At 57.3% G+C, this 17,427-nt stretch carries 15 protein-coding genes; 6 read left to right on the forward strand and 9 right to left on the reverse strand.

The window, feature by feature from the left end; genetic code table 11:
• Positions 1–6: 6 nt before the first annotated feature.
• On the reverse strand, positions 7–762 hold the full coding sequence (locus tag ACR0AP_RS15570; protein WP_209507520.1) for a GntR family transcriptional regulator: 756 nt from the start codon (positions 760–762) through the stop codon (positions 7–9).
• The gene (locus ACR0AP_RS15575) at positions 759–1,637 is read right to left on the reverse strand and encodes a glucosamine kinase nucleotide-binding domain-containing protein (RefSeq protein ID WP_480507640.1); all 879 of its coding nucleotides are present in this window, start codon (positions 1,635–1,637) and stop codon (positions 759–761) included. Before ACR0AP_RS15575 ends, ACR0AP_RS15570 begins: the two co-directional genes overlap by 4 nt.
• A gap of 166 nt (positions 1,638–1,803) precedes the next feature.
• On the opposite strand from ACR0AP_RS15575, the gene ACR0AP_RS15580 reads away from it, so the two are divergent.
• From ACR0AP_RS15580 to ACR0AP_RS15605, 6 genes are all read left to right on the forward strand, one after another.
• Positions 1,804–2,691 carry an N-acetylmuramic acid 6-phosphate etherase gene (locus tag ACR0AP_RS15580; protein WP_348540386.1) on the forward strand — a complete coding sequence of 296 codons (888 nt, stop codon included), beginning with the start codon at positions 1,804–1,806 and terminating at the stop codon, positions 2,689–2,691.
• Positions 2,692–2,715: 24 nt separating this feature from the next.
• Positions 2,716–3,969, forward strand: a complete 1,254-nt coding sequence (locus ACR0AP_RS15585; RefSeq protein ID WP_267366202.1) for an ABC transporter substrate-binding protein — start codon at positions 2,716–2,718, stop codon at positions 3,967–3,969.
• Positions 3,970–4,035: 66 nt separating this feature from the next.
• Positions 4,036–4,950, forward strand: coding sequence for a carbohydrate ABC transporter permease (locus tag ACR0AP_RS15590; protein WP_267366203.1), 915 nt, complete (start codon positions 4,036–4,038; stop codon positions 4,948–4,950).
• A gap of 12 nt (positions 4,951–4,962) precedes the next feature.
• Complete coding sequence (locus tag ACR0AP_RS15595; RefSeq protein ID WP_267366204.1) at positions 4,963–5,802, forward strand: carbohydrate ABC transporter permease; 840 nt, start codon at positions 4,963–4,965, stop codon at positions 5,800–5,802.
• A complete protein-coding gene (locus ACR0AP_RS15600) occupies positions 5,799–6,833 on the forward strand; it encodes a Gfo/Idh/MocA family protein (RefSeq protein ID WP_480507643.1) in 1,035 nt (344 codons plus the stop codon). Before ACR0AP_RS15595 ends, ACR0AP_RS15600 begins: the two co-directional genes overlap by 4 nt.
• Positions 6,830–7,825, forward strand: coding sequence for an ABC transporter ATP-binding protein (locus tag ACR0AP_RS15605; protein ID WP_480507645.1), 996 nt, complete (start codon positions 6,830–6,832; stop codon positions 7,823–7,825). Before ACR0AP_RS15600 ends, ACR0AP_RS15605 begins: the two co-directional genes overlap by 4 nt.
• An 85-nt stretch (positions 7,826–7,910) precedes the next feature.
• Here ACR0AP_RS15605 and ACR0AP_RS15610 read toward each other — a convergent pair whose 3' ends face one another.
• From ACR0AP_RS15610 to ACR0AP_RS15640, 7 genes are all read right to left on the reverse strand, one after another.
• Positions 7,911–10,130 carry a CHASE2 domain-containing protein gene (locus ACR0AP_RS15610; protein ID WP_480507647.1) on the reverse strand — a complete coding sequence of 740 codons (2,220 nt, stop codon included), beginning with the start codon at positions 10,128–10,130 and terminating at the stop codon, positions 7,911–7,913.
• Between the two features lie 45 nt (positions 10,131–10,175).
• The gene (locus ACR0AP_RS15615; RefSeq protein ID WP_480507649.1) at positions 10,176–11,117 is read right to left on the reverse strand and encodes a FecR family protein; all 942 of its coding nucleotides are present in this window, start codon (positions 11,115–11,117) and stop codon (positions 10,176–10,178) included.
• 397 nt (positions 11,118–11,514) lie between these two features.
• Complete coding sequence (locus ACR0AP_RS15620) at positions 11,515–13,029, reverse strand: aldehyde dehydrogenase (NADP(+)) (protein WP_480507651.1); 1,515 nt, start codon at positions 13,027–13,029, stop codon at positions 11,515–11,517.
• 71 nt (positions 13,030–13,100) lie between these two features.
• Positions 13,101–13,781, reverse strand: coding sequence for a GntR family transcriptional regulator (locus tag ACR0AP_RS15625; protein ID WP_480488054.1), 681 nt, complete (start codon positions 13,779–13,781; stop codon positions 13,101–13,103).
• A 226-nt stretch (positions 13,782–14,007) separates the two neighbouring features.
• Complete coding sequence (locus ACR0AP_RS15630; RefSeq protein WP_480507653.1) at positions 14,008–15,033, reverse strand: trans-3-hydroxy-L-proline dehydratase; 1,026 nt, start codon at positions 15,031–15,033, stop codon at positions 14,008–14,010.
• Between the two features lie 8 nt (positions 15,034–15,041).
• Positions 15,042–16,142, reverse strand: a complete 1,101-nt coding sequence (locus ACR0AP_RS15635; RefSeq protein WP_480507655.1) for a cis-3-hydroxy-L-proline dehydratase — start codon at positions 16,140–16,142, stop codon at positions 15,042–15,044.
• Between the two features lie 15 nt (positions 16,143–16,157).
• Positions 16,158–17,408: an NAD(P)/FAD-dependent oxidoreductase gene (locus ACR0AP_RS15640; RefSeq protein ID WP_480507657.1), complete on the reverse strand. Its 1,251-nt coding sequence runs from the start codon at positions 17,406–17,408 to the stop codon at positions 16,158–16,160.
• Positions 17,409–17,427 lie beyond the last annotated feature (19 nt).

Raw genomic sequence — 17,427 nt, forward strand, 5'->3', positions numbered from 1 at the left:
CGCAGATCATGGAGTAAGTCGCAGCTCAGCCACAAAGTCATAGGCATCGCCGCGATAGTTGGATTTTGTGAATTCGGCGACGCGCCCGCCTTCCAGATGGGAAATCCGCTGGATGCTCAACCCTGCCGCGCCTTCGGCGACACCAAGCAGAGCTGCATCTTCAGCCTCTAGATTAACGGCGGAAATCTTCTGGATGGCGCGAACAGGTCGGCAGCCGTTTTCTTCCAGAAGATCATAGAGTGAGTCGCGCACGGCAAGCGGGTTTGGCAGAATGTCCAATGGCAAAGAGGCACGTTCGACTGCCATGGGACGCCCGCCAGCCTCTCGCAGGCGGCAAATGCGCGCCACCTGTCCGTCAGCGGGCAGCCCGAGCACCGCCGTTTCCTCGGGTGATGGTAGAAAAACGCCCCGTTCCAACCACTTGGAGGTTGATTCCATACCGCGCAGGCGCATGTCCTCACTGAAAGACGTCAGATGCGAAAGCGATTGTTCCAATTTCGGCGCGGCGTTCCGTACGAAAGACCCGGAACCCTGCCGCTGTACGATTGCGCCCTGTTTCACCAGTTCCTGAATGGCCTTGCGCACGGTGACCCTGGACAGGCCGGTGATCTCGGCGATCTCGCGCTCGGGCGGTAATGAGGAATTCGGGGGAAGGACTCCAGCGTCGATGCCTTCTTCCAGCCGCTGGCGCAGCCGGACATAGCGCGGCCCGCCACCGTTCTCGAGCCAGTCGTCAGAAGCCAGAAAAGATGCTGCGTTCATGCCGAATGCTCCACTTGGAAAGCCCGGGCCAACGCGATGGCCCCGTCGATAGGCGCACCTTTGGGCTCTGTTACTGCGCCACGCGCACGATCCGGCAGATACGCCTCATAGTGAGGGCCAATACCCCCGGTCAGGCATAATGGCATGGCCGGGGTCCAGCCCATTGCTTCCAGTGCTTGCAAAAGATGCGCAGCACCTTCGTGCATAAGCGAAACCGCCCGCTCATCCCCTGACCTCGCCGCCGCTGTCACCTGTCGCGCGATCTGGCCGAATTCATGTGGTCGTGCCGCGGCCGCGAAAGCGACAATACCGCTTGTACTGCCAAATGCGTTCAGCAAGCCCTCAGTCAGGTTGGATTTTGGCACCAGCCCGTCCCATGCATCCAGCGTCACCGAAAGCGCTCTGCGCCCAATCCACTGAGCAGAGGCCTCATCCCCCAGCACAGAGCCCCAGCCACCGGCAAAGCGTCGGCCGGCTTGCGATTGCAGGGCCAGAAACGAACCCGTTCCGCAATGGGCGATTGCACCGTCGGTTGCTTGATGCGCGCCCGCCAGCGCAGGGTGGCGATCATCCTCGACCAGTATACTGTCCAACGGCAAATCCGCCGCCACCCGCTGGGCGATCTGATCACCTGTAACTCCCGCAAGTCCAAAATACGCCGGTATCGGCTTCAGGGTGCCGGGCTGAACACTGAGCTTAGTCGCAAGCATCTTCAGGCCGTCTTTCAGCCGTACAATCGCGCCATCATAATCGCTGGCGACGTTGGCGGGGCCAACCTCGACCACCTGTCGCTGCTGGCCATCGTCATAGGCGATCCGACAGTTCGTTCCGCCGCCGTCTGCTGCGATGATTGGATTATTTTTCGACCTAAGCATGATGATACCTATATAATGCCTATGTTGAGCTGTAAATGCCAAAGTAAATCCAATATGGGCGGAAAGATCGAAAATACGTTGAATTATAAGGCCAATAGCGGCTGAAAAAAAATTAGTGGACAAATGGTATTGTATAGGTATGCTTTCTGGCAACGAGGAGAAACACGTGCTGCCACACATCACCGAACAACTCCACCCGGACGCATACGATTTGGGTAACCGACCGCTGGAAGAGGCGGCGCTGGCCCTGTCCAGGGGTCAGCAGGAAGCGGCCGGTGCCCCGCAGGGCGCCCTGCGTGGGATATGCGACGGTGCCGACGCCATGGCCCGCAGTCTGGCATCAGGTGGTTCATTATATTACGCGGCGGCGGGGTCTTCGGGGCTGATGGCTGCGGCTGATGCAATGGAACTGGGCGGCACTTTCGGCATCGACGAAAACCGAATCCATATCCTGATGGCCGGAGGGTTGCCGCAATCCGCGCATATGCCCGGTGGAACCGAGGATGACACCGACGGGCTGGTTGAAGGGCTGGCCGGGCTTACCTGCAACGACACGGTCATTGCTGTCTCTGCCAGCGGCAGCACCCCTTATACACTTGAGGCCGCGCGACTTGCGCGTGCTGCGGGTGCCAGCACGATCGGGATAGCCAACAACCCGGGCAGCCCACTGTTGACGCAATGCGATCACGCGATTCTGCTTGCCACCCCGCCTGAGCTGATTTCAGGCTCAACCCGAATGGGCGCTGGTACGGCCCAGAAAATTGCGCTGAACATGCTGTCCAGCCTTATGGCAATCAAGTTGGGTCATGTTCACGAGGGGATGATGGTCAACCTGAGAGCAGACAATGCAAAGCTGCGCGCGCGTGCGACCGGCATCGTCGCCCGGATCGCCGGAGTTGATGCAAGCACCGCCCAAAACGCCCTGGCTGAAGCGCAAGGAGACACCAAATCCGCCATTCTCATCGCCGCTCGCGGCGTTTCACTGGCGGCAGCCAATGTGCGCCTGAAAGAAACGGGCGGAGTTCTGAGCGCGGCACTGACACCTGATAAATAACTGCAAACCAAATGGGAGAGTACAATGAAACGTAATAGCCTGAAACTGGCCTTGCTTGGTGGGACGCTGTTAGCCTCTGCCGCCTATGCCGAGGACGTCACGCTGACCATCGAAAGCTGGCGTAACGATGACCTGACCCTGTGGCAGGACCAGATCATCCCGGCCTTTGAAGCAAAACATCCTGGCATCAAAGTCCAGTTCACGCCGTCTGCCCCGGCAGAATACAACGCGGTTTTGAACTCGAAACTTGATGCGGGGTCTGCCGGTGACCTGATTACCTGCCGCCCCTTCGATGCTTCGCTGGCGCTTTATGAGGCCGGTCACCTGACCGATCTGTCCTCGGTCGAGGCGATGAACAACTTCTCGGACGTTGCAAAGTCTGCCTGGCAGACGGATGACGGTTCGGCCAGCTTCTGCGTGCCGATGGCATCGGTTATTCACGGCTTCATCTACAACAAGGACGCTTTTGCCGAGTTGGGCCTCGAAGTGCCGACCACAGAAGACGAGTTCTTTGCCGCTTTGGACAAGATCAAAGAAGACGGCACTTACATCCCAATGGCGATGGGTACCAACGACCAATGGGAAGCTGCCACGATGGGTTACAATAACATCGGGCCGAACTACTGGAAGGGTGAAGAAGGTCGTCAGGCGTTGATCGCAGGCGAACAGAAGCTGACGGATGAAGCCTGGACAGCCCCGTACGCAACGCTGGCCCGCTGGGGTGCGTATCTGGGTGACGGGTACGAAGCACAGACCTATCCCGACAGCCAGAACATCTTCACTTTGGGCCGCGCAGCCATCTATCCTGCGGGATCATGGGAGATTTCCGGCTTCAACGCACAAGCCGATTTCGAGATGGGTGCTTTCAAGCCGCCGGTTCAGAATGCAGGTGACACCTGCTATATCTCGGACCATACGGATATCGGCATCGGCATGAACGCGGCCACAAAGAATCCTGAAGCCGCTGAAACATTCCTGACCTGGGTCGCAAGCCCCGAGTTTGCTGAAATCTTCGGCAACGCTCTGCCCGGCTTCTTCCCGCTGTCGAGCACTCCGGTCGAGTTGCAGGACCCGCTGGCCAAGGAAATCGTCGGTTGGCGTGAAGAATGTGAATCGACCATCCGCTCGACTTATCAAATCCTGTCGCGCGGCACACCAAACCTCGAGAACGAGACCTGGGGCGCATCCGTTGCCGCGATCAAAGGTGCCAAGTCGCCTGAAGAGCTGGGTGCAGAACTACAGGCGGGCCTCGCCTCGTGGTACGCACCACATCAGTAAGCTGAACCATACCCGGGCAGCATGAGTTGCCCGGGTACGCCCGGCATTCCATTGAAAGCGCTCCCCATGACCCGCCCCCGCATCCGCTGGCATATCGTCGTGTTTCTGGCACCAGCCGTGCTTGTCTACACAGCGGTGATGATCTTTCCCCTGTTCAACACGCTCCGTCTGGCCCTTTACTCTGAGGTCGACCAGAGCCGCGTTTTTGTTGGACTGCAGAACTTTCAAACGCTGTTTTTCGATCCGATCTGGTCGGAACAGTTCTGGAATGCGCTGGGCAACAATTTCTGGTTCTTTCTGATTCACATGCTGGTGCAGAACCCCATCGGCATCGCGCTGGCAGCGCTGCTCAGCCATCCGCGCCTGCGATTTGCGGTGCTCTATCGGTCGGCGATCTTCATTCCAACAATCCTGAGCTTTGTGATCGTCGGATTTGCATGGAAACTGATCCTGTCGCCCATCTGGGGCATCGCTCCTTCGATGCTGGATGCGGTTGGGTTGAAATCCCTCTTTGCCCCGTGGTTGGGAAAGGAGGAATACGCTTTGACCACTCTGGCGCTGATTTCGGTCTGGCAGTTTGTCGGTATCCCAATGATGCTGATTTACGCGGCCTTGCTATCGATCCCTGAGGAAATCCTGGAAGCCGGGGAAGTGGATGGCATCACCGGTACAAGTGCCTTTTGGAAAATCAAGCTGCCGCTGATCCTGCCCTCGATCGGGATCATCTCAATTCTGACATTTGTCGGCAATTTCAACGCCTTCGATCTGATCTATGCTGCACAGGGCGCTCTGGCGGGGCCTGACTTCTCGACCGATATTCTTGGCACCTTCATGTATCGCACATTCTTTGGCTTCCAGCTGCAATTGGGTGATCCGCATATGGGTTCGGCCATCGCTGGTGCGATGTTTGCAATCATCCTGCTGGGTGTCTGTGTCTACCTTTTCGGCATCCAGACCCGGATGCGCCGGTACCAGCTGTAAGGAGCAGATGACATGAACAAGGCCCGCTCCAACCCGCTAAACACCTTCGCGATGCATGGTGCACTGATCTTCTATACGCTGATCGCACTGTTTCCGGTTTTCGTGATCCTGATCAACAGCTTCAAGACCCGCAAGGCGATCTTTCGCGAACCGCTGGCGCTGCCCGATGCCGACAGTTTTTCGATGATCGGGTATCAGACAGTGATGAAACAGGGGGATTTCTTCCTTTATTTCCAAAACTCTCTGATTGTGACCGTTGCATCCCTGACTTTGGTCCTGCTGTTTGGCGCAATGGCGGCTTATGCGCTGAGTGAGTACCGGTTCAAGGGCAACATGCTTATGGGTCTGTACCTGGCGCTTGGAATCATGATCCCGATCCGCATCGGCACTGTGGCCATCCTGGAAATGATGGTGGCGACCGGGCTGGTGAACACCCTGTGGGCGCTGATCCTTGTCTATACGGCGCAGGGCCTGCCCTTGGCGGTGTTCATCCTCAGCGAGTTCATGAAACAGGTGAGTGACGACCTCAAGAATGCGGGCCGCATTGACGGGCTAAGCGAATACACAATCTTCTTTCGGCTTGTGTTGCCGCTGGTGCGTCCGGCAATGGCAACGGTTGCCGTGTTCAACATGATCCCGATCTGGAACGATCTATGGTTCCCGCTGATCCTCGCCCCTGCGGAAGAGACCAAGACACTGACGCTGGGCAGCCAGGTCTTCATCGGTCAGTTTGTGACAGACTGGAATGCGGTCTTGTCAGCCCTTTCAATGGCGATCCTGCCGGTGCTGATCCTCTATGTGATCTTCTCGCGACAGCTTATCCGCGGCATCACGTCAGGAGCGGTGAAATGACCCGCGTCCTGATCGCAGGCCTTGGAAATATGGGGCTGAGCCATGCGCTGGCACATCACCACCACCCGGACGCACAGATTGTCGGGCTGGTGAACCGATCCGGCCGCGTGGATCACCCTGATCTGACGCGCTATTCGGTGTATTCAAGTTTTGAGGCCGCTCTGACCGAAACCAAACCGGATCTGGTTGTGGTTGCGACCTATTCGGACAGTCACGCGGATTACGCCTGCGCCGCGATGGAGGCGGGTGCGCATGTGTTTGTCGAAAAACCGCTCGCCACCAACGTTGCCGATGCGCGGCGTGTGGTCGAAACAGCGGCGCGTCTGAACCGTAAGCTGGTCGTGGGCTACATCCTGCGCCACCACCCATCCTGGATGCGTCTGATCGCCGAGGCTCGCACTCTGGGTGGCCCCTATGTGTTCCGTCTGAACCTGAATCAACAATCCTCAGGTCCTGAGTGGGAGACGCACAAGGCCCTGATGCAGACCACTTCCCCCATCGTGGATTGTGGTGTGCATTATGTCGATGTGATGTGCCAGATCACCGACGCAAAACCCGTTCGCGTCCATGGCATGGGTCTGCGCCTGTCGGATGAAATCGCGCCTGACATGTACAATTACGGCCAGTTTCAGGTCGTGTTCGACGACGGATCGGTCGGGTGGTACGAGGCTGGCTGGGGTCCGATGATGTCCGAAACCGCGTTTTTTGTGAAGGACATTGTCTCGCCCAACGGGTCTGTTTCGATCACCGACGGAAACAAGGGCGCGTCCGCAGACATCGATGGTCACACCAAGGTTGGTGGTCTTCTGGTTCACACGCCGCAGGGCGACAGGATTATCGACATGCCTGATGAACCCGGCCATCAGGAACTGTGCGATGCTGAACAAGCCTATATGCTGCACGCCATCGCCGAGGATATCGACCTGACCCGCCATATGTCCGACGCCGTACAATCCCTTTCCATCTGCCTGGCCGCTGATCAAAGCATCCGCACTGGCCAACCCGTTTCTCTTGAGGAGACCCGCCAATGACCGCCCTTTCACTGAAAAACATTCACAAATCCTTTGGCAATGTAGAGGTCCTGAAGGACATCAATCTTGAGGTTGAGGACGGCGAGTTTGTGGTTTTTGTCGGTCCCTCCGGATGCGGCAAGTCCACTCTTCTGCGCGTTATTGCAGGGCTTGAAGACGCGACATCGGGTGAGATCAGAATTGCTGGCGAGCAGGTCAATCTGACCCCGCCCTCGAAACGTGGCATCGCCATGGTGTTCCAGAGCTACGCGCTTTATCCGCACCTGAATGTACGCGGCAACCTGACCCTTGCCCTGAAACAGGAACGCCAGCCGAAAGCCGTGATCGACGAGCGCGTCGCCGAGGCGAGCCGGATGCTGGGGTTGGAGCCCTATCTTGACCGCTATCCATCCGAACTGTCGGGGGGGCAGCGCCAGCGTGTTGCAATCGGACGTGCCATCGTGCGCCAACCCAAGCTGTTTCTGTTCGACGAACCGCTGTCCAATCTTGATGCTGCTTTGCGCATGAACACCCGGATCGAGATCGCAAATCTGCACAGGCAACTTTCGGCCTCGATGATCTACGTCACACACGATCAGACAGAAGCGATGACACTGGCCGACAAGATTGTGGTGCTGCGCGACGGACGGGTGGAACAGGTCGGCAGCCCCATGGAGCTGTACAACAACCCGGCAAACCGCTTTGTTGCGGGTTTTCTTGGTGCACCGTCCATGAATTTTCTTCCGGCGGACAATCTGACCCCGGGCGATCCGCGCGAACTGGGGCTGCGCCCGGAAGACATCCGCCTGGAAAGCGGTGGGCCGATCGCCGGCACCGTTTCGCATGTTGAGCAATTGGGCGGTGACACCAATGTCATTCTGCAAACCAGCAACGTGCCAATTACAGTCCGTTTGTTTGGCCAGCATGCAATTGCCCCGGGTGACGATGTACAATTCGGGTTTGATCCCAACCGCGCATATTACTTCGGGAATGACGGGCAAAGATTACAGTAACGGTAGTTTTTCTAGCCCGTTCTGTGCCAGTTTGGTCCGGTGTGAGCGTGATCCAAAGAGCGTAAACGCCGGAAAACGAGACTGGTTATCCAAGACTGTGGCGTGTGAACATGAATTGCCCGGATGGTAGGTTCGACCGGAAGTCAGCGGCACGACCGGGCAGCGCCCTGTAGAACTGACGCAAGCCGGGCTCGATGTCTTCAGCCAGATTTTCGCACTGTTGGCACAAGGTCTTGACCAGGCTGTTTGGATGTCGATTTGTGATCGCCAAAATCAGCTCTGCATGTGCAGCCCTGAGATCCTGGAATGCCGCTGTTTGCAACAGGGTCTGATCGCCCACCAAAACAAAGACGGGTTCCGGGTTGGCTTTGCCTTTCAGATCAACATGCCCGGCCTCTAACATGGCCAGATCCCCCTGCGTGATTTCATGGACACCGTTTGAAACGACGATGTCATAGTCGACCGTTCGGCAGCATTGTTCGATCCGCGCTGAGACATTCACGACGTCGCCGATGACCGTATAGTTGAACCGTTTCTGCGAGCCGATATTGCCGACGCAGGCCTGCCCGGTGGCAAGCCCCGTTGCCAGCGCGATAGGGGGGCGGTTTCGCATGATGTCGGATGCATTGAACTCTGTCAAAGCGCGCCGCATTTTCAGTGCAGCAAGTGCTGCCCGGCACGGGTGGTCAGCGACAGGCAAAGGCGCATTCCAGAACGCCATAACGGCGTCGCCGATAAACTTGTCGATGGTTCCCCGTTCCGCCAGTATCTGGTCACCGATACTGGAAAAAAGCGCATTCAGCAGCGAGACCAGTTCGGTGGCAGATGCGGATTCAGACAGAGGTGTAAAACCCCGGATGTCGGAAAACATCACTGTGATATCCTGCGTCTCGCCTCCCAATTGTAGCTGATGCCCAGTGGCTTCCATCTCATCAAGGATTTCCGGGGCGACGTAATGAGAAAAGACTTTCCGGATTTTGCGCTTTTCCCGTTCGCTGGACAGGAAAAGATACCCTGCCAGCAGCCCGAAATTGGCCATGCCACCGATAAGCGGAAATGTGGCGTCGAACAAAACCGACTGGTTTTGAAAGACCAGCCAACTCAATATCAGAACGGCGGCAGCGGCGACACCGCCTGCAATGAAAGATGCAACCGCACCAAAACTAGACATGACGGCAATCACGACAAGCCCGAGAAAGGCGAAGGCAAGCATTTCCTGCGCTGCAGTTACGTCCGAGCGGCTTAACATTTCGTTGGTCAGGACCTGTTCCAGCACCTGAGCATGAATTGAAACGCCGGGAACGCTCTCTCCAAGCGCTGTCTGATGCATATCGAATAAACCGGCGGCCGACGTTCCGATCAGGATGATCCGCCCCTCAACTTCCGCCCGAACATCCGCATCATCCGAGCTTTTGAGGATATCGCTGGCCGAGATGTACAGTTCGGGCGCATCCCGCCGGTATCTCAGCCAAATCTCGCCGTTTTCTGTCGTTGGTATACGGTATCCCCCGACCTCAACCGCCAACATGATGCCTGTTTCGTCCTGCGCACCTTCGGCTACGATATTGGTTTCACCCAAGGCAACTCTCAGGGCTTCAATTGACAGACCCGGCAACAGCCCGTCCGGCCCGCGCCAAAGAACCGGCACACGGCGCATGATGCCGGTTCCGCCGATGGGCGAGACGTTGACCCCACCAATACCCGCAGCGGTCCGGTCCAAAGGGGGCGCGATTGGCGTCCAATGAGGAACTGAAATTAGACCCGCGGCGGGATTTTCCCCGAACTCAATGATACCTGCTTTTGCAGTGATGGGGTTTCCTTCCGCCGACAATCGTGCGGCAGTCCCAAGAACGACTGGCCAATAGGCGATTTCCATCCCAAGCAAGACATCGTTATCGAGCTTCTGAGCGTGGCGTTCCACTGTGAGGACCCCTGCCAAAGATGGATCGTTCAGAAGACGCGAGGGCGAAAACCGGTCAGGTTCAGCGAACAACATATCAAACGCGATGGCCGCAGCACCGTATTCACCCAGATTTTGAACCATCTGCGCCACCAGTGTTCGGGGCCAGGGCCATTGCCCCCAATTGGCCAGAGAGGCTTCGTCGATATCTACAACCCGGATGGGGAGGTCAGGATTGAACTCTCGCGGAGACGACCTTTGCAGAACGTCGAAATAGATCAGACGGGTCATTCGCACAGGATAAGGATCCATGACTCGGATGAAACAACCCACCAGGATCAGACACAATCCGACAAGGCGGAACGCCCATTTCCCTGTCCTGGTTTTGCGCTTTTCGTCGCTCATGTCGTTCCCCGGACAAGTGAGTCCATTTCCGCTTTTTCGACATCGCTACCGGAACAGCTCACTATTTGATTCTTGCTGCTCTGGATCTTCCTGACCTGGTTCCTCTCGATCAGGTTCTTCGGGTTCCGGTTCAGGCTCTTCCGGTTCAGGCTCTTCCGGTTCCGGTTCCGGTTCTGGTTCTTCCAGCTCCGGTTCTGGTTCTACTTCTGGCTCTGGGTTTGACGGAGGTGCTGGCGGCGCTGCGACGCTGACTGGGCGCGGCTGGGGCGCAGTTCTGCGAAAATCGGCCCTGTCGACTTTGGCCTGCTGCACGGGCGCGCCTTCGCCAGAACATCCCTCAACCCGTACCTGCAAAGGAGGCAGAAGGCCTTCCTGCGACTGAATAAATGGGAATCCCTCTTTCAGTGCTTGATCGTACTGTGCCTGATCAGCGGGCCGCCCGACTGTTCCGCCTCCACCGGTGGCATACATGCTGCACACGCGGCCTGTGGACCTGCAAGACCCTTGTGCACTGCACATTTGAACAGTTCCGTGCAGGACAAGCATTGCGCTTTGGGTTTGTGATACGACCCACATGTCGAAGGTTGTGCCACGAACTGCCATTGTCGCAGTCGGGGTCTTGATCGAATAGGCTCTTTTTCTGCTCTTGCCGGAAATGAATCGAAAGCTGCCACCAAGTGCTTGCACGGCAAAGCTTTTGGCCTTTCGGTTGCCGCGCAGCATGGTCACGTCCAACACCATATGCGCATTGGGGCCAACTGCAATTTTGGTTTCATCCACAAAAACGATCTGAACCAAACCGCTGTGATCTGTAGAAATCGTATCGCCCGACACCACATCCATTCCTGAAATGACAGGCTGCGCGTTTCCGGCGCGAATGATCTGAGCGCCTTGTTTGGCGCTGATAACTGTTCCGATGTTGGCAAGGGCCTGCGCCGGCATGAGCGCGACAACAAATACAACCAACACAATCTTTAACCAAGCCAAACCAGAGCCCCTTCCCCCAACGGGTCTAAGTAAGCGCGAAGCGCGCCAAGCTCGATTTTTGCCCCCAGAAATGTGTTATTCTTATTCAAATACTCTAAAATGCTAGCAATATTTATGCATTATGGTGTGTATTTGTAGCAAGTTGTTTTTTGGCCCACGTTTTCTAGCTTGGGCACACACGGGTATGCGGGCGATTGTCTCCGACATGGTCAGAACGTGTGAACAACAGGCTTACACCTATGGATCTGAGAGCCGTAAGTCGAGCAAACTGGTAGGCGCTTAGCAAGTTAACTGAACAGGCCGAAGCACAGCCTTCGGTAAATTCGAGCATAGGACACGTGGCTCATCGCTATCCTTGCGATGAGCCTTGACGCTCTTGCAGCGTGTTGTTGAAGGATCAGAGGAATTGTTCGGGCAACAATGCGTCCGGCATGTTCTGGTAACACACGGGTCTCAAGAACCGCCGGATCGACAATGTGCCGACAGAAGTAGCACCGAAATTGGTCGAAGCGGGGTAGGGGCCGCCATGCACCATGCTGTCGCAGACGTCGACGCCCGTGGGAAAGCCATTGGCCAGTACACGCCCGGCCTTGCGCTCGAGGATCGGCATCAGGGAACGCGCGGTGTCCATGTCCGCATCATCCATATGCAGGGTACAGGTCAGCTGACCTTGCAGACTGTGTGCGACGGCCCGCATTTCGTCAGGCGTTTCAGCGGTCACTATTACGCCCAGCGGGCCAAAAACCTCTTCACCAAGGGTTTCGTTTGCCAGCCAGTTCACAGCATTGGTGCGATACAGGTACGGGGACGCGGTGCGTTGATCACACATCGAGGTCAGAACCTCCTGCACACCTGCTGTATTGGCGATCCTTGCCTGACCGGCTCGATAAGCGTCGGCGATGCCGTCGGTCAGCATGGTCTGCGTGGGTGTTTCTGACAAGGCGGTTCGCGCGGTCTCGGCGAAGCGGTCCGCTGCTGCACCCGCCAGCAAAACGGCTACCCCGGGGTTGGTACAGAACTGACCTGCGCCCATGGTCAGCGACCCAGCCCAGTTCTGAGAAATGTTGTCGCCCCGGTTCGTCAGCGCAGCATCGAGAATGAACATCGGGTTGACCGAGCCAAGTTCACCGAAAAACGGGATTGGTTCAGGACGTGCGGCACATAGATCGAACAGTGCCCGACCACCAGCCAATGAGCCAGTGAACCCGACAGCCCTGATCAGCGGGTGCTGTACCAAAGCGGAACCCACGGTCCGGTCACCCCCCTGAATAAGACTGAAGACACCGGGATGAATTTTGCAGCGTTCGATGGCAGCATGTATAGCCTCGGCTATGATCTCACCGGTACCCGGGTGGGCGCTGTGCCCTTTTACGACAACGGGGCACCCAGCAGCCAAGGCGGCCGCGGTGTCGCCGCCTGCGGTTGAAAAGGCCAAAGGGAAATTCGAAGCACCGAATACGGCGACAGGGCCAATTGGGCGCTGGATCATTTTCAGATCCGGGCGCGGCAGCGGCGAGCGGTCTGGCAACGGGCCGTCGTGTCGCCGATCCAGATACTCACCACTCAGAATATGTGTGGCAAACAAGCGAAGTTGGCCCGATGTGCGACCCCGCTCTCCTTGCAGACGGGCCTCGGGCAGGCCGGTTTCCTGCGTACCGATTTCAGTAATCGCCTCGGCGCGGGCTTCGATCTCATCTGCGATGGCATTCAGAAATGCCGCGCGGTCTTCCCGGGTCGAAAAACCATAGCTCCAGAACGCTTCTTCGGCAGCTTCCGCAGCCGCGTCAACATCCTGAAGGCGCCCCACCGAAAAACTGTGTGACGGTCCAAAAGCGGGCTGTGACTGAAAAAACGTGTCACCTGAAAGCCAATTTCCAGCGATGAGGTGCTTACCATGGGGGGAGCAGGTCATTAAGGTTCCATAATTACGATTCTGAAGCTATGGATAATGTATCCAATTAAGAGAGGCAATCAAGCACCCTGTTAGGTCTCCTCCATGGCGCGTTTTGCTACGATCATCTCCAGCAGCTGTTCCTTTGTTCGCCGGATGTGCCGCATCAGCATGTTACAGGCTTCGTCAACGTTCCCTGCTTGCGCCAGTTTCAACAGCTCTCGATGCTCTTTTTTCGCGGGTTCCCGCTGCTTCATCACGCTCAAATGCATTCGGACATAGCGGTCTGATTGCAGATTGACGCGGTCCAGCAATTCATTCGTCAGTTTCCTCTGCGACGCCGCGTAAAGGGCGGAGTGGTATTGGTAGTTCAGGATCCCCCACTTGCTGACGTCATTCTCGTCATAAGACGCTTCCATCTGTGTCAATATCTCGTTGCATCGTGCATAGTCGGCAGATGTCATCTGCGGAATGGCTCTGCGGAAAAGATCGACTTCAATAAGCATTCGAAGGTCGAATATTTCTCCAATCTCGTTCAATGAGTGTTTGGTAACTGATCCGCCCCGATTATTGGCCCATTGAATCAGGCCTTCAGCGTTCAGACGCTTTAGGGCTTCGCGGATGGGCATCCGAGATACGTCGTATTCTTCGGCCAGAGCTTCCTGGCGAATAGCTTCACCTTCGGCAAGTTCACCGTTCAGAATACGTTCACGAAGATCGTTCGCGATGACATCTGGTAGGCTTTGCTTGGTTATCGCGCGCTTTCCTGCCATTTCTTTCCTGCCACTTGTTTGGGTACAGCTACCGGTTACCGGCGTTATTCCAAGCTGAGCCGCGACTCGGCCACCCAGAAAGCTGATTAAGGACACTCCGCTTGATAATGCATCCAATATCCATGGTGATTCAACCCTGCTGAGACAGCGAGGTAAGACCAAGAGCGAATGGAACCTTCTGTAACTGCCTTTCCCTGAGAGCGGGCGCGGCCAATGCACTGTTTAGTCAGACACCCCAGGTGTCCGACAAGCGATACCCGCCAGGCCAGGGGTCATCCGGGTCAAGCATGTGTTGGTGAATTCCGGTGATCCAGCCGCGCCCACTGATTTCGGGGACAATCGCGGCACGGCCCGCCACTTCGGTGGTATCGACAATCCGACCGGTGAACCGTGATCCGATGATCGAGACTGCCTCGAATGTCTGACCCGGCGACATCAACCCTTTTGCAGCCATCAGCGCCATGCGTGCGGAAACCGCTGTACCCGTAGGCGACCGATCAACCTTGCCGGGCTGGATCGCCACGGCAGATTTTCCGGTCAATCCGGTTTCGGTCTGGCTCAGCGGGCCGCAGAAAGCACAGAATGAGATATGGTCCCAATCCGGGTTTTCAGGATGCGAAAACCCAAGCTGTTCATTGGCTGCATTGGTAATCTTCACCCCCAATCGGGCAATGTCACGGGCCTCATGTTCGACAATTTCGAATCCCAATGCCTTTGCATCGACCACGACAAAACTGTCACCCCCATAAGCAGTATCAACCATGATCGTATCCAATCCGGGCACCTCAAGCGGGACGGACAGTTTGTCGGCAAAGCTGGGCAGGTTCTGCACGAAAATGCGTTGCGCTTTGCCACCGCTGCATTCTGCCCGGACATGAACCAGCCCGCCCGGGGCCTCAAGCACCATATGAGTTTCGGGTTCCTGCATCGGAATGATCCCGCCATCCAGCAATACGGTTGAAACACAGATCGAGTTCGAACCTGACATCGGCGGTGTGTCTTCGGGTTCCATAATGATAAAGGCCGCGTCGGCCTTGGGGTGTTTTGGGGGCACCAGAAGATTGACATGACGGAAAACACCGCCCCGGGGTTCGTTCAGAACGAAGTTGCGCAGCGTCTGGTCGCCCGCGACAAAGCTGCGCTGTTCCCACAAGGTGTCGCCCGGTGGCGGGGCGACGCCCCCAACGATAACATCCCCTACTTCGCCTTCTGCATGGGCTGAAATGATATGAACGGTTTTGCTGCTCCGCATCGGATCTCTCAATATTGTGCGACAGGCTCGCCCAGAGCGTCAAAAATCGGTGTAACGCCCAGACCCGGATGGGCGGGTGCGGTCATCCGGCCGTTGACACGCTTTGGCGCACCCTCGGCAATGTCCACCGTGCCGTAAGAGTTGAAATCCGTGGCAGAGAATGTGAACTCGGACGGCGTTGAACGGGCCAGATGTGCGATGGCCGCCGTGGTGATGTCACCGCCCCAGGTGTCTTCGATCGTCATGGGGATGCCGTGCGCCACGCAGAGGTCACGCATAAGACGGGCTTTGGTCAACCCTCCGACTTTCGAGATCTTCAGGTTGATCACATCCATCGCGTCTTCGGCAATGCCGCGGACCAGCGTGTTGGGGGTGTCGATCACCTCGTCCATCACGAAGGGCAACGCGGTGCGGCGGCGGATCGACACGCATTCCTCATAGGTCAGGCAAGGCTGTTCCACATAGACATCCAGACCCGAAATCGCGCCCACCACGCGTGCGGCCTCGTGCCGGGTCCAGCCGGTATTGGCGTCTGCTACAAGCAGGTCCGACTTTTTCAGAACGGCGCGGGTGGCGTGGATACGGTCGATGTCGTCATTGGCCTCGCCACCCACCTTGAGCTGAAACTTGGTGTAGCCTTCGGCGGCATAGCCTTCGATCTTTTTGGCCATGATCTCGGGTGCTTCCTGACTGATCGCGCGATAAAGCACCACATCGTCCTGCGCCGCGCCCCCCAGCAAGGTGTAAAGCGGCTGTTCCGTGGCCTTGCCCAGCAGATCCCAGCAGGCAATATCCACCGGGGCCTTGGCATAAGGATGACCCCGCAAGGCCGCATCCATCGTGCGGTTGATCTGACCGATATTCAGTGGGTCCTGCCCGATCAAATGCGGGGCCAGCTCTGCCAGCCCGGCCCGGACGCCGAGCGCGAAAGACGGCAGATAGGCCGAGCCAAGCGGGCAGCATTCGGCATAGCCTTTCAACCCCTCATCCGTGATGATTTCCAAAACGGTGCTGTCAAACACTTCGACAAAATTGCCGTTGGACCAGCTATAGCGGCCTTCTTTCAGCGGCAGATTCACCTGATATACGTTCAGCCCGGTGATTTTCATAAGGTGTTCTCCAGATTAGAAGCGTGTGGATGCGAAAGGTGACATATCGAGCACCGGCTTGGCGTCAGTGACCAGATCGGCCACCAGTTCGGCCGTGCCTGCGGATTGGGTCAGCCCCAGATGACCATGGCCAAAGGCATAAAGTACCTGTGGTGCGCGCGAAGATCGGTCAATCACTGGCAGGCTGTCAGGCAGTGAAGGGCGAAAGCCCATCCATTGCGTGCCGCCTTCCAGGTTCAGGTCTGGCATGAAGCGCCCGGCCTTGGCCAGCAACGTGTCAGCGCGCCGGTAATTCGGGGCCAGCTTCAATCCACCCAGTTCGACTGCACCGCCGATGCGCACGCCGCCGTTGATCCGGGTTACCACAAACCCATGCCCCCCAAAGGTCAGATGAGTGCGCAGGTCAAAAGCGCCTTCGGGAAGGGTCGTGTTATAACCCCGCTCGGTCTCAAGCGGGATATGATCCCCCAGGGTCTTGGCCAGTTGGTGTGACCAGGCTCCGGCGGCAACAATCACCTGACCTGCCGAAATGTCGCCGTTGTCCGTGTCAAGGCGCACGCCGTCATCGGTTGGATTCAGTGCTGTGATCCCTGCGATCTTTATCTGCCCACCGCGCGCGATGAACTGTGCCGCCAGATGCTCGGTCCAGCCGGCAGGGTCGACGGTATTCATCCATGTCGGGGTAAAACCCGCATGGGTAAATCGCCGGTTCAGTCCGGGTTGAATCTCGGCAATAGCATCCGGACTGTCCAGAAGATAAAACGGGATGCCATGGTCCTTGCGCAAGTTCCAGGTGGGCAGGCTGGCACGGAATTCTCCCTCACTCTCGAACAACTGCAATTGGCCTTGGCGCTGCATCAGCGCCTCGCCGTCAACATACGCGATCTGGCGCTCTAGCGCGGCGCGGCTGTGGTTCATCAGCGCGGCCTGTGCGGACAGTGAGGTAGCATAACGATCCCGCCAACTGGCCCGCCAGAACCGGAGCATCCACGGCGCAATACTCAGCGCATAAGCGGGCGGGATCGACAAAGGCCCCAGCGGATCAAGCAGCCATTTCGGCGCTTTGCGCATGATCCCCGGGGTTGCAAGCGGCACGATATCTGTAAAGGCAAAGGCCCCGGCATTGCCCTTTGACGCCCCGGCTGCGACGCCTTCACGGTCCAGCACCAGCACGTTCCTGCCGCGCTTTTGCAGTTCCAGCGCAGCGCTGATGCCAATGATGCCAGCACCGATCACAACTATGTCCGTCTTGGTATCATGCTGCATGGTTACAGGTTCTCAAATC

It is taken from the genome of Ruegeria sp. AF7 (genome assembly GCF_056541885.1).

What these genes read in the sequence shown, in the direction of transcription:
- ACR0AP_RS15640 (WP_480507657.1), bottom strand. Translation starts at nt 17,408, where the DNA reads ATGCAGCATGATACCAAGACGGACATAGTTGTGATCGGTGCTGGCATC.
- ACR0AP_RS15625 (WP_480488054.1), bottom strand. Translation starts at nt 13,781, where the DNA reads ATGGCAGGAAAGCGCGCGATAACCAAGCAAAGCCTACCAGATGTCATC.
- ACR0AP_RS15595 (WP_267366204.1), top strand. Translation starts at nt 4,963, where the DNA reads ATGAACAAGGCCCGCTCCAACCCGCTAAACACCTTCGCGATGCATGGT.
- ACR0AP_RS15590 (WP_267366203.1), top strand. Translation starts at nt 4,036, where the DNA reads ATGACCCGCCCCCGCATCCGCTGGCATATCGTCGTGTTTCTGGCACCA.
- ACR0AP_RS15570 (WP_209507520.1), bottom strand. Translation starts at nt 762, where the DNA reads ATGAACGCAGCATCTTTTCTGGCTTCTGACGACTGGCTCGAGAACGGT.
- ACR0AP_RS15635 (WP_480507655.1), bottom strand. Translation starts at nt 16,142, where the DNA reads ATGAAAATCACCGGGCTGAACGTATATCAGGTGAATCTGCCGCTGAAA.
- ACR0AP_RS15575 (WP_480507640.1), bottom strand. Translation starts at nt 1,637, where the DNA reads ATGCTTAGGTCGAAAAATAATCCAATCATCGCAGCAGACGGCGGCGGA.
- ACR0AP_RS15585 (WP_267366202.1), top strand. Translation starts at nt 2,716, where the DNA reads ATGAAACGTAATAGCCTGAAACTGGCCTTGCTTGGTGGGACGCTGTTA.
- ACR0AP_RS15605 (WP_480507645.1), top strand. Translation starts at nt 6,830, where the DNA reads ATGACCGCCCTTTCACTGAAAAACATTCACAAATCCTTTGGCAATGTA.
- ACR0AP_RS15610 (WP_480507647.1), bottom strand. Translation starts at nt 10,130, where the DNA reads ATGAGCGACGAAAAGCGCAAAACCAGGACAGGGAAATGGGCGTTCCGC.
- ACR0AP_RS15620 (WP_480507651.1), bottom strand. Translation starts at nt 13,029, where the DNA reads ATGACCTGCTCCCCCCATGGTAAGCACCTCATCGCTGGAAATTGGCTT.
- ACR0AP_RS15600 (WP_480507643.1), top strand. Translation starts at nt 5,799, where the DNA reads ATGACCCGCGTCCTGATCGCAGGCCTTGGAAATATGGGGCTGAGCCAT.
- ACR0AP_RS15630 (WP_480507653.1), bottom strand. Translation starts at nt 15,033, where the DNA reads ATGCGGAGCAGCAAAACCGTTCATATCATTTCAGCCCATGCAGAAGGC.